Origin of the sequence: Microcoleus sp. B9-D4, from assembly GCF_036705105.1 — a bacterium.
Lineage (GTDB): Bacteria > Cyanobacteriota > Cyanobacteriia > Cyanobacteriales > Microcoleaceae > Microcoleus.
In genome coordinates this window covers 274916-287023 of record NZ_JAUBTS010000001.1, presented here as the reverse complement: position 1 = coordinate 287023, position 12108 = coordinate 274916, and the positions used below count along the sequence as shown (strand labels likewise).

The following is a 12108-nucleotide window of genomic DNA, read 5'->3' as shown; positions in this document are numbered from 1 at the left end:
AATTATAGTATGTGACGAGTTCCTCAATCTGCAACAGTAAAAAAAAATACAACATTAGGCACGCTTTAAAACCCCGATCGGCATCAATTCTTGCCAAGCGAAAATCGAAAATGCTATGAACGGGCAAATTTACTCCAGCTTTTTCTGGATTTCCCTTTTCAAAATCTCCACATCCACCGTCATATCCATGCCAATGAAACTCCAATCTTCCGCTACATTGTTGTCATCAACCATACGGGAGTATTCTAATCTCAATAGCTGGCAAATGTAATAGAAATATGGCGGAGTGTACCCTCCATAAAAGAATTCCAATACTTTCGTTCCCGGCTGACACCACAGCAAATTTGTAAAACCAGCCCCGTGAGGGCCGACAACCACCGCCGCTTCTGCAAACAGACGAATTTGTTCATCAACAGGGCGCGATATATCTTCCAAAATTTCAAAATCAAATTCTTTCAAAACCTCTCGCACTTGTAATTCATTTTTAACCTGACGCCTGCCGCTTCTAGACAGATAAAGTTTTCTATAAGGCTTTACCTTTTCCTTAAGACAGAATTTTTTCCGCAAAAGCTCTATATCGTAAGGACTGGGAAAATACCAGTCTTGATTGTTTCCCACCACCACACTTTCTGCATGATATCCCGTATCTCTAGCCCTAGTGTCGATTAGTGAACTTTCAGGAATACCGAGTTGGGTCATAAAGCCCAACTCAAAATCTGTATGTCGTAAAGGATAACAAATTTTGGCTTCTTGCCAAATTTCCTTACCAAAAGCCTCCTCAATTCGACAAAGTTTAGCCAGCACAAAAATGATATAATCATAATAACTGCACCACAAATGCGACCAAGGAGCAACTACCAACGGATAGGTAATTTGGTTAGGTTTGTAAGGCCATTCCAGAATGCCGGCTCCGCTAATCCGAAAATCCAAGTCTAAAAGCAACTTGTTATTCAGCAGCGTGTTGCCAGACGTACAAATAGTTAGAGAATTTATTTTTTGATTTAGGGAAATTTTCCAAACATAATCTGGGTCAAAAGACACGGTTTTTTCCGTTGCAAAAAACCGAGAAGGCACTTTGTTTACCGAGGTTAATGCGGGTATATTGATGGGTTCATGCTGCTTTTTATAAACGATGCTGTCATCTAACAATTTGATGCTGGTGCGCCGGTCTAACGGGGTTCTCCAGACACGCCTTGATGTTTCCAGCAAGCTCTGCTTCAAGGTCTGTTTGATCTGGTCAACTAATTTTGGGTTCATCACGCACTTTTGCTGTCTATCTTTGCAGTTATAATAACCACAGTAGATCCCAAACAGCCGATTGTAACTAGCTCAAAAGTCGGAGATTGAACTAACAAAAGAAAGACAGAAAGGACTTATACAGAAGGCAGAGAAAAAGTTGTGAGATGGCTTTGTCTCTCTCCAGGCATAGGGCTGGAAGTGATACCATGTTAGATTGGGGATTGCGAATGACTTATTACTATCATGGTGTGGATATTTCCTACAGTTGCATTCTTTTGGGAAACTGGCAGAACTTTGAAGTTAAAAAGTTTGAAATTCCCAAATCAACAATCGTGAACGGTCATCTGGCTTCATACTTCAGCATCCAGATGACCGTTCACTTTTCCATTAAAGCCGTAGACGTGACGACTACCAACAAACGGCACTAATTGAACTTCCCTTTCGTCTCCCGGTTCAAACCTGACTGCTGTACCTGCGGGGATATCCAACCGCATTCCTTTTGCTTGTTCTCGATTAAATTCTAAGGCTTCGTTTGCCTCATAAAAGTGATAGTGTGAACCAATTTGAATGGGTCTATCGCCTTTATTTCCTACAAGCAACCGCACCGTTGGGCGAGCGACATTTAATTCTATTTCGCCTGCTGAAACAATCATTTCTCCGGGAATCATCTTTGCCTCCTCTGAGTGTCTGTGGTTGATTTTTTAACGGATCGGATCGTGCACTGTTACCAACTTAGTTCCGTCGGGAAAAGTCGCCTCTACCTGGACTTCATGCACCATTTCTGCTATCCCTTCCATCACATCTTCCCGCGTCAGGAGAGTTGTTCCATAACTCATTAAATCGGCGACGGTGAGGCCATCTCTGGCTCCTTCTAAAATGGCAGCGGAAATGTAGGCTAGTGCTTCTGGGTAGTTTAATTTTAAACCTCTTTGTTTCCGGCGCTCTGCTACCAGGGCGGCGGTGAAAATCAGCAGTTTGTCTTTTTCTTGGGGGGTGAGTTGCATTTTTATTCTTGTAAGTGCGATCACATTATTGGGTTATGATATCGTTTACGGTTGTTTCTGAATGATTAAACCGCAAAGGGCGCAGAGGGCGCTGAGTCTCCAGAATAGAGAGATGAATAATCTAGTTAGGAGGGCAACTATACATTGAAACTCAAAGATCATCCTATTTTATCCAAACTCTGGGCAAACAGCAAGGGCTTTGTGAAAAAGACAAGCGCAGCAATTGCCAAATGTTGACAAACCAGTCTCTAGCTGCGGTTGTCGATGTACCGCGATATCGGCACAGCAAACCGTTAGGAATACGAGTCACGCCGACGGTGGAATTACCAGGATAAATTGTTGCCTCACAGGGCAAATCTCGCACTTTTTCCACGATTTCTGTGGTTACGGGTTCGCCTACCCAAGCGAGGGTGGCGACTACGGGTTTTCCTGCTAAACCGTGAGGACTTTCGAGCATTTTTTCTCCACCTTTGAGCAATTGTCTGTCAATCCATAAAGGGCTGTTTTCTTGCCAGATTTCGGTGTGTGATCGCCATTCTCCAGACAAAAACTTTTCGCCCCTAGCACTGCGTCCAAATCTGGTAATTTCCCACAGTAAAATCCTCGCTGTTGGTGCTAATTCTACCCGCAAATTTTGCCGATATATTGCGCCGTCAAAAACGATTGTTTCCTGTGGCAGCCATTCTAAATTAGCACCGGTATCTAGCTGAATGTCAATATTTTGTTGTGATTCTAGTCCGCTGCTACGATAGATTTTACCAGCGGCGGCCGTTGTAATCAAGGCTTTGGCGTTGGCTTGGAGGTGAAAATGGCCCGAAAGTCGATCGCCCCCGACAACCCCGCCAGCCGTGTGCAAGATGACGCTGTGACAAACGTCTTTCCCTTCAGGATAAAACGGGCGCTGCACCTTGAGGGGCGCTTGCATTTGATTGTGAATGATTTGAGTTGCACCGCTGCGGTTAGCGTAGACTAAATTGAGGTAGCCGTGCCATCCATTTTCAACTTGATCTATATGTTGTTTGGTCAAATTTTCAGTCACTAATTTTTTAATTTAAAAACATTCACTATCAAAAACATACCACGACTGCGGCGCTTCCCTGCAATTAGTTAAATAATGATAATCGTTATCGGAAATATTTTTGGTTTCTGCACTTATTAGTATAATAATTTACATTTATCAACCATCAGATCGGCGAAGATGCGCGTACAATGTAAAAATCAGTAACTAGAGGAGTGCAGAATATGCCTCAAGTTCTCTTCAAAGTTGACTTGACCAAACCGATGTCAGAACAGGAATTAGTCGGTCACAATCGCTGGCATCCAGATATTCCAGCAGTAGTTTCCGTCAATCCCGGCGATGTATTTCGCATCGAGTGCAAAGACTGGACAGACGGACAAATTAAAAATGACGACAGTCCCGACGACATTCGCGATGTAGACTTAACAGTAGTTCACGTTTTGAGCGGGCCAATTTACGTTAACGGCGCGCAGCCAGGGGATATTTTAGTAGTCGATATCCTCGATATCGGGGCTTTGCAAGGGGACGAATGGGGTTTTACGGGAATTTTTGCTAAAGAAAACGGCGGCGGTTTCTTGACCGAACATTTTCCAACTGCTGCTAAAGCAATTTGGGATTTTCAGGGAATTTATACCGCTTCCCGACACATACCAAAAGTCAGGTTTGCGGGGATTACTCATCCGGGTTTAATCGGGTGCGCTCCTTCTCAGGAATTATTGAATAAATGGAACAAACGGGAAGCGGAATTAGTAGCAACAAATCCCGATCGAGTGCCGCCTTTAGCAGCGCTGCCGAACCCGAAGAATGCAGTTTTGGGGTCGCTGCAAGGGGCAGAATTCGAGCGGGTGGCTGCAGAAGCGGCGCGCACAGTTCCTCCCCGCGAACACGGCGGCAATTGCGATATTAAAAACCTGTCGCGGGGTTCGAGAATTTATTTCCCGGTTTATGTCGAAGGCGCGAAACTTTCGATGGGAGATATTCACTTTTCTCAAGGAGACGGGGAGATTTCATTCTGCGGGGCAATTGAAATGTCGGGGTACATTGACCTCCACGTTGATATTATCAAAGGTGGCATGGATAAATACGCGATGGTCAACCCGATTTTCAAACCCGGGCCGGTGGAACCCCGCTATTCTGAGTACCTCGTTTTTGAAGGGATTTCTGTTGATGAATTTACGGGTCAGCAGTATTATATGGATGCCCACGTTGCTTATCGCCGAGCTTGTTTGAATGCGATCGAATATTTGAAAAAGTTTGGTTTTACCGGAGAACAAGCGTATTTGCTCTTAAGTTGTGCTCCGGTTGAGGGTCGCATCAGCGGCATTGTGGATATTCCCAATGCTTGCTGCACTATTGCTTTACCGACCGAAATTTTCGAGATGGATATTTTGCCGTCTTAATTAGTAAGGTGGGTACGGTCAGTCATTGGTGTCAAATTAACAAAGTAGTATCAGTCTGCTGGCTGAGTTCACAGTCCTTCCGATCCCCTCTAACCCCCCTTAAAAAGGGGGGGACAAGATCCTTCTTGAAGTCCCCCTTCTTAAGGGGGATTTAGGGGGATCGAGACTCTCATACAAGGGAGATATACATAGAGTTTCATTCTTAAATTGACACAATGTGTGGCCCGCCCTAGTCATTGCATCCAAATCTACAATCAAAAATTGATATGCCTCTTTACGATTTTAAGTGTGAAACTTGCGGCATTTTTGATAAGTGGCGCCCTCTTGCAGAAGCAGATACACCAGTGCTTTGCCCGAGTTGCGAAACTGTTGCTAAACGCATCTTTTCCCCGCCGATGATTTTAACTGGAAAGCTGCGCTTGAAAGGTCAAGAAAATCGGGAACCGCAGGTAATTAAGCGTTCTGAGGAACCTAAACCGCAGCGGAATCGCGAACACCGAGGGGGACGACCTTGGATGATCGGTCACTGATGCAGTTTGATATTCCGACAGTCCGATAGTCCGGCAGGGAATGAATTCCCTGCCTCAAAGCGAAAGTCCTCTTAAGAGGACTGTAAAGTTAGTATTTGCTTGCTGTGCGTAAGTCCTGTATTTCAGTCGGTTTCAACCGACTTTTGCTATTAGACAGGGACTTCAGTCCCTGGCGGGCCTGGCGGGCATGGCGGGCCAAGGAAGTATGAATCAATTCTACTCTCTTTAAAAAAGGCTAGGGAGTATCGAAATTTTAAGCGATCGCTGCGTAACTTCTAACCAGATTATACTAATTAATATGCGTTTTAAATTATCCTCCCATGCCAGCCACCCCTGAAAGCCTCCAGAAATTCGTTACCTACTGCCAGCAACACATTACAGGCGATGAAAAAGGACAACCACAAGTATTTTTAGACCGCTTCTTTCAGGCTTTCGGCCACGATGGGGCATTAGAAGCAGGGGCAACCTATGAGGAACGCATAGAAAAAAGCAGCAAAAAAGGTCAAATGGGATTTGCGGATTTGGTGTGGAAAAAGCACGTTTTGATTGAAATGAAAAAGCGCGGTGAAGATTTGACTAAAAGAGAACACCGCACCCAAACAGAACGCTATTATATTCGCCTCAAAAAAGACGATCGCCCGCGCTACGTGATGATGTGCAATTTTGACGAGTTTCACATTTACGATTTCGACCTTCAGCCGGATCAGCCTGTAGACATTATATCCCTAAAGCAATTGCCCGCGCGATCGCCCGCTTTTGCCTTCATGGAATCTACCAGCCGCCGCCCCATATTCAAAAACAACCAAGTCGAGATTACCGAAAAAGCTGCTAGCAGAATGGGGATGCTGCTGGAAATGCTAATCGAGCGTGGCCAAGAGCGCAAATTTGCTAAATTTAATCAGTTTCAAGCCCAGCGATTTGTGTTGCAATGCGTCTTAGCAATGTTTGCCGAAGATAGGGGACTTTTGCCGCCGGCACTCTTTACTCGCTGCGTCAAAGATTGCCTAGAAGGAGCAAGTTCTTACGATGTCTTGGGCGGCTTATTTCAAGCAATGAATCAGCAGGGAGTCACGCCGGAAGGACGTTATGAAGGAGTCGAGTATTTCAACGGCGGATTATTTTCGGAAATACACCCCATTGAACTGCAACAGGGAGAGTTGAAAATATTAGAAGTTTGTGCCGAACAAAATTGGAGTCAGGTACGCCCTTCTATTTTTGGCAATATCTTTGAATCGGCTTTGAAAACCGATAAAAAACAGCGCCGTGCCTACGGGATTCACTTTACTACAGAGGGAGACATTCGCCGCATTGTTTTGCCCACAATTAGCTATTACTGGGAAGAGCGAATTGACGCTGCAAATACCGTAGCACAACTGCAAAATTTGCACCAAGAATTAGGTCGCTATCGCGTCCTCGATCCGGCTTGTGGTTCGGGTAATTTTCTGTATGTAGCTTATCAGGAACTCAAGCAAGTTGAAAAGTTACTTTTAGATAAGCTAAACGAGTTCGACGGTACAAGAGGTTATATGAATTTAGTCACGCTGCAGCAATTTTACGGCATGGATATTAACTCGTTTGCGGTGGAGTTGGCGCGGGTGACGTTGATGATTGGGCGCAAGGTGGCGATCGATAATTTGGGATTGAAAGAACCTTCTCTGCCTTTAGATACTTTGGATAAAAATATTGTTTGTGCTGATGCTTTATTTACTGATTGGGTGAAGGCTGACGCGATTATCGGGAATCCTCCGTTTTTAGGCGGAAAGCACATGAGGATTGCCCTGGGAGATGAATATATTGACCGAGTGTTTAAACGCTTTTCTGATGTGAAAGATTCGGTTGATTTTTGTGCTTATTGGTTTCGCATAGCTCACAATAATTTAGAACTCAATGGCAGGGCTAGTTTAGTTGCTACTAATTCAATTAGTCAAGGTAAAAGTCGTGCTGCTGCTTTAGATTATGTCGCGCAAAATGGCGGTCACATTTATGCAGCCGTTTCTACTCAGCCTTGGTCGGGGGAAGCTAAGGTTCATGTTAGTTTGATTAACTGGAGCAAGGAAAAGCCGAAAGTTTACTATTTAGATAACCTCGCGGTTTCTACTATCAACTCTTCGCTACAATCAACTATTGATGTTTCTCAAGCGGCGAAATTGTTAGCAAATTCAAATAAATGCTTTCAAGGTGTAATTCCTCTTGGCAAAGGATTCATTGTTACTCAACAACAAGTTGAGGATTGGGTGAAAGCTGATTCTAAAAATCAAGAAGTGCTTAAACTTTATTCAAGTGGGGAAAATTTAGTACAAAATCCGAATAGTACACCGGAACGATGGATTATTGATTTCAACGATATGACTATTGAAGAAGCGAGTGATTATGTGCTACCTTTTGAGCATATAAAAGCTACTGTCAAACCAGAGCGAGATAAGAACCGCAGAGATTATAGGAGAATTAATTGGTGGAAGTTTGGCGAAAATGCTCCGACAATGAGAAAGGCGATCGCGTCTTTGTCTGGCTGCTATTTTAATGTTTCGCGAGTTTCCAAGTGGTTTATTTTTATTCCTGTTGATTGTAGCTGCCTACCAGCAGACTCAACTACAGTAGTTGCTTCAGAAGACTTTTACATTCTTGGCATTCTCACATCTAAAGTTCATCGTCTTTGGGTGAAAGCTCAAAGCTCTACCCTGAAAGGTGATATTCGCTACACCCACAATACATGCTTTGAAACTTTCCCATTTCCCCAGACAGCAGCGAAGCAATTAGTAGAGGAAATTCGGGCAACGGCGGTCGAATTGCATCAATACCGCACTCAACAAATGTCAGCTAAACAGTGGGGAATTACTCAACTTTACAATAAATTTTTTGAAGAGCCAACAAGTCAGCTATTTAAACTTCATGCTCAGCTCGATCGCGAATGTAATGCAGCTTATGGATTTACTGACAGCGACGATATTTTAGCAAAAGTGCTGGAATTAAACCTAGAACTGGCCGAAAAAGAAAAACGGGGAGAACCGATAGTGGGGCCTTGTGTCCCAACTGACTAAAAATACTAATCGTTGTTACCATAAATTTTGTAAATTTGCGTATAATCACATATATTGTTGATAGAGATCACAAACACTCTAGTCTAAAAAAAGAGATACTAGGGGAAGCGTTGAGTATTGAGGAGTGAGTTTTGAGCTAAATATTTCAAAATTCAAAATTAAACACTCAAAACTGGTTTCGACATTCAGCATAAGTGCATTCTGCTTTTCTTCGCTCAATTACTCCTGATTTCTTTGGGAGGAACTTCCAATGTTATTATTTAACCACAGTCAGTCCAAAAATAGCAAAGTAGAGCATGAGAACTATGCTCAAAAAAAATTGTTACCGACTTCAACTATTAATCTAACTGGGCTAAAGGCAGAATTCAACCATTTGCGGATCGGTCAAAAAATTAGCTATGGCTATGCTTTAGCTATCGGCATAGCCATTTTGGGAACTGGTGCGGGACTGAGATTGGGAGACTACTTTCGCAAGCAAGCTTTAGTTCAGGTGAATGTTGCTGGGCAGCAGCAGCAACTGCTGCAAAATTTGCAAAATACCGTATTTGAAGCCCGATCTCACGCGGCGAGATTGCCGGCTGTTTTGGGAAACACGGTGTTGCTGCAATACGAACACGATCGGTTTTTCGGGCAAATCACTCAGGCGAAAATCCTGATTTCAGAAATTGAATCTTTCGCACGAGAACATCCCAACAGACTAGCAACAGAAGAGGCAGCATTGCACGCTATATTGAAGAAATCTGCCCTCGTCATTGATTACTACGGTCAGCTAATTAAATTGCAGTTAAAAAATGCGGAAGTTTGGAACTTGCCGCCCAACAGCATCGAGTCCGCACAGCTACAAATGTTGAGGACTAGCAGCGGCAAAGAGGCGATCGTACTAGATAACCTCGCTCAAAGTTTAACTGACCTCATTTATACAGTAGAAATTCACAAACAGCAAGGAATCCAAGCATTAGAAGAATCTGAAAATTTGCGAAACCGAATTATTCTCGGAAGTATGCTAATTTCAGCACTCATCGCTGTCGCACTGGCGGACAAAACCAGCCGCGCGATCGCCCAACCCCTCGAAACCGTTACTAATGTGGCTCAGCAAGTGGCTCGCGAATCAAATTTTAACCTGCAAGTACCAGTCACAACCGACGATGAAATCGGAGTTTTAGCTGTCTCTTTCAATCAATTGATTCAGCGAGTTAGCGAGTATACAAAAGAACTCAAAGAAACTCAATCCCAATTAATTCAAACCGAAAAAATGTCCTCTCTCGGTCAAATGGTTGCAGGGATAGCCCACGAAATCAACAATCCCGTCAACTTCATCGGGGGCAACATTGACTATGCCAACCAATATATCCAAGATTTGGCAGATTTGGTAACTCTCTATCAAGAATATTATCCCAACCCACCAGATGCCATTCTAGAGCGCATCGAAGACATTGAACTCGAATTTCTCAGAGAAGATTTACCAAAAACTCTCTCTTCGATGAAAATGGGAGCCGATCGCATTCGGGAAATTGTCGTATCCATGCGGAATTTTTCGCGATGCGACGACGGAAAAATGAAATCAGCCGACATTCACGAAGGAATTGATAGCACCCTTGTAATTCTCAATCATCGGCTCAAACAAGGTATTCAAGTTATTAAACAATACGGCAAGTTGCCTGCGGTTGAGTGCTATCCCGCGCAACTGAATCAAGTATTTATGAACGTAATCGGCAATGCAATAGATGCGGTGGAGGAGGTGAAAAAGGAAGACAAAGGCTATTCGCCAACGATTTGGATTAGCACGGAAATTACAGCCGACAATACTGTCACCGTCAAGATTCGGGATAACGGGCCGGGAATTGCGTCCGCAAGTGCCCTACAGATATTTGACCCATTTTTTACTACAAAGTCGATCGGCAAAGGTACTGGATTAGGATTGGCTATTTCCTATCAAATCCTTGCCAAGCATCAAGGCAAAATTGAGGTAAATTCTCAAATAGGACAGGGTACGGAATTTGTGATTACTTTGCCAGTTGCTGCGTAATATTACGCGGCGCGACTTCGTTTTTGTTTGGACGTGCAAAAATTAGACTATCAAAGTCCTCTTGAGGCGTGCTGGTGATACGGGATTGTACCCCATCAGAGCTCCGTTGAGGCGATCGCTCCCTTCAAAGCGGTTGCAGGATAGCCAGACGCTTAAGCGCGATCGCACCCTTGATCGAATGTCCGAAAGTCTGCCCATCACCTACGTTATCGATCGCAATACAATTTTTCTAAGTTTTGGCATCGCTGGGGCCGAAACTCTCAACGCCGATCGCGTTTACATTAGCGTCAACACTTTAGATTATTCCGGCTATCGGGACTGTCAGCCCCATTATATTCAACCCATGCAAGAAGTATTTCGGATAGGGGCACAATAGGGGAGAGAACGCGATGCACTCTCTATTTTAATACCTCTGATTGAGCTAAAAAAGACAGAAATCATTAAATTAGGCAATAATGGGGGAGTGCCTTGCGAAAAAACTTGGTTTTGTTACGGCGGCGGTAAAGTTTCTGGCGGCGTTTGCGATTCCTGTGAGTTAAGTCTGGCAGCGTTTAATGAGTTAGGTTTACAAGAGCCGCTGCCTTATGCTCCCAACCATAACACCGATCGATAAAAATTTTCTTAATAATTTTGCCACAACAGTTGACTGAAGCTTAACCAACGGATAATCTATTTTAATGAAAGCTTATTCCAAATAGCTTATAATACTTATGCAATTTTCAACTGCCACTAAAACTCCTAAAAATTATGAAGCGGCGGCATTTTGTTGGGTTATCGCTATTGTTTGTAGCAAGCTGTTCTACAACAGTAAATCAATCTAATCGCACTTCTTCCAGTTTGGCCGTAAGTGAACCTGAAACCCTTGAATTTGCTGTAACTGATGTTCAGGGTGCAGAAGATTTACAGCAAAATTATCAAACCTTTCGCACTGTTCTTGGGGAAGTTTTGGAGAAAAAAATTGAATTGTTCCCTGTCGATAACTATATAGAAGCAGCAGTAGCTCTCCAGTCGGGTCAGCTAAAACTAGCTCTAACAGGGCCATCTGAATATGTGATTATGCGGGCCCGGACAAATGCTGTTCCCATCATTGCGATCACCCGCCCCGACTATCACTCAATTATTCTTGTTCGTGCCAATAGTGAGATTAAGTCAGCAGCACAATTGAAAGGTAAAACAATAGCTATGTGGGCAATAGGTGCAACTGGTGGTCATCTAGGGGCGATTAAAATTCTCCTGGATGCTGGCTTAAATCCTCAGTCCGACTTCAAAATCTCAATGTTAGGGAAAAAGGGTTTGCAGGCTTTAAAAAAAGACCAAGTTGATGCCTTAGCAATTGGTGTGAATAGATACAAAGATTTACTCAAAATAGACGGTTTATCAACCAAGGATTTTCGGATTATTGCCACAGGGCAACCCTTACCTAATGATTTGTTTGTTGCTAGTAGTAATCTGCCTAATACTCTTGCTGAAGAAATTCGCTATCGCCTGGTCGAAAATCAAGATCAGCTAATTGAAGCAATTTTAGTTGGGAAAGATAATGATAAGTATCAAGGAGCTAAACTGGTGCCAGCAAACGACAGTGATTATAACATGATTCGTGAAGTTTATAAAGCTATTGGTCAGGGGAATGTTTTTTAAGGTTAAGTTTTATCTAATGCCTACTTTGTAGTAGGGCGTTAGCCCTTAATCCATAAACTATAGCAATCCTAAATGATTATACTCGTTACCAGGCTCTTCCTGGTAACGCATATCCGGAGGAAGAGCCTCCATAGTCTGGGCCGAGGCAGAGCCTCGCTTACATCGGTTCCCAGGCAGAGCTTGGGAACCAGTTAACCAGTTATTGAAACTGATGC

The 12108-nt window shown here is 43.5% G+C and carries 9 protein-coding genes and 1 pseudogene; 6 read left to right on the top strand and 4 right to left on the bottom strand.

Annotated elements, in window-relative coordinates:
- Positions 1–129: 129 nt before the first annotated feature.
- The 4 genes from QUB24_RS01150 to QUB24_RS01135 form a co-directional block, all read right to left on the bottom strand.
- Complete coding sequence (locus tag QUB24_RS01150; RefSeq protein WP_333149798.1) at positions 130–1257, bottom strand: glycosyltransferase family 61 protein; 1128 nt, start codon at positions 1255–1257, stop codon at positions 130–132.
- A gap of 332 nt (positions 1258–1589) precedes the next feature.
- Complete coding sequence (locus tag QUB24_RS01145) at positions 1590–1907, bottom strand: urease subunit beta (protein WP_333149796.1); 318 nt, start codon at positions 1905–1907, stop codon at positions 1590–1592.
- 33 nt (positions 1908–1940) lie between these two features.
- The gene (gene ureA, locus QUB24_RS01140) at positions 1941–2243 is read right to left on the bottom strand and encodes an urease subunit gamma (protein ID WP_006635319.1); all 303 of its coding nucleotides are present in this window, start codon (positions 2241–2243) and stop codon (positions 1941–1943) included.
- A 163-nt stretch (positions 2244–2406) separates the two neighbouring features.
- Positions 2407–3282, bottom strand: a complete 876-nt coding sequence (locus QUB24_RS01135) for an urease accessory protein UreD (protein ID WP_333149794.1) — start codon at positions 3280–3282, stop codon at positions 2407–2409.
- A gap of 203 nt (positions 3283–3485) precedes the next feature.
- Here QUB24_RS01135 and fmdA point away from each other — a divergent pair, with 203 nt between their 5' ends.
- From fmdA to QUB24_RS01105, 6 genes and pseudogenes are all read left to right on the top strand, one after another.
- Complete coding sequence (gene fmdA / locus QUB24_RS01130; protein ID WP_333149792.1) at positions 3486–4661, top strand: formamidase; 1176 nt, start codon at positions 3486–3488, stop codon at positions 4659–4661.
- Positions 4662–4927: 266 nt separating this feature from the next.
- Entirely contained in the window at positions 4928–5191 is a 264-nt protein-coding gene (locus QUB24_RS01125) for a zinc ribbon domain-containing protein (RefSeq protein ID WP_333149791.1), read from the top strand.
- Between the two features lie 320 nt (positions 5192–5511).
- Positions 5512–8229 (top strand): DNA methyltransferase, encoded by a 2718-nt coding sequence (locus QUB24_RS01120; RefSeq protein WP_333149789.1) that lies wholly within the window; start codon positions 5512–5514, stop codon positions 8227–8229.
- Between the two features lie 250 nt (positions 8230–8479).
- Positions 8480–10255 carry an ATP-binding protein gene (locus QUB24_RS01115; protein WP_333149787.1) on the top strand — a complete coding sequence of 592 codons (1776 nt, stop codon included), beginning with the start codon at positions 8480–8482 and terminating at the stop codon, positions 10253–10255.
- A 61-nt stretch (positions 10256–10316) separates the two neighbouring features.
- A pseudogene (locus QUB24_RS01110) lies at positions 10317–10868 on the top strand (7-cyano-7-deazaguanine synthase).
- Positions 10869–11002: 134 nt separating this feature from the next.
- On the top strand, positions 11003–11893 hold the full coding sequence (locus QUB24_RS01105) for a PhnD/SsuA/transferrin family substrate-binding protein (RefSeq protein WP_333149785.1): 891 nt from the start codon (positions 11003–11005) through the stop codon (positions 11891–11893).
- Positions 11894–12108 lie beyond the last annotated feature (215 nt).

Bases quoted from the DNA above. Each gene is read 5' to 3' on its own strand.
- QUB24_RS01120 (WP_333149789.1), top strand. From the start codon at position 5,512: ATGCCAGCCACCCCTGAAAGCCTCCAGAAATTCGTTACCTACTGCCAG.
- fmdA (WP_333149792.1), top strand. From the start codon at position 3,486: ATGCCTCAAGTTCTCTTCAAAGTTGACTTGACCAAACCGATGTCAGAA.
- ureA (WP_006635319.1), bottom strand. From the start codon at position 2,243: ATGCAACTCACCCCCCAAGAAAAAGACAAACTGCTGATTTTCACCGCC.
- QUB24_RS01150 (WP_333149798.1), bottom strand. From the start codon at position 1,257: ATGAACCCAAAATTAGTTGACCAGATCAAACAGACCTTGAAGCAGAGC.
- QUB24_RS01145 (WP_333149796.1), bottom strand. From the start codon at position 1,907: ATGATTCCCGGAGAAATGATTGTTTCAGCAGGCGAAATAGAATTAAAT.
- QUB24_RS01115 (WP_333149787.1), top strand. From the start codon at position 8,480: ATGTTATTATTTAACCACAGTCAGTCCAAAAATAGCAAAGTAGAGCAT.
- QUB24_RS01105 (WP_333149785.1), top strand. From the start codon at position 11,003: ATGAAGCGGCGGCATTTTGTTGGGTTATCGCTATTGTTTGTAGCAAGC.
- QUB24_RS01125 (WP_333149791.1), top strand. From the start codon at position 4,928: ATGCCTCTTTACGATTTTAAGTGTGAAACTTGCGGCATTTTTGATAAG.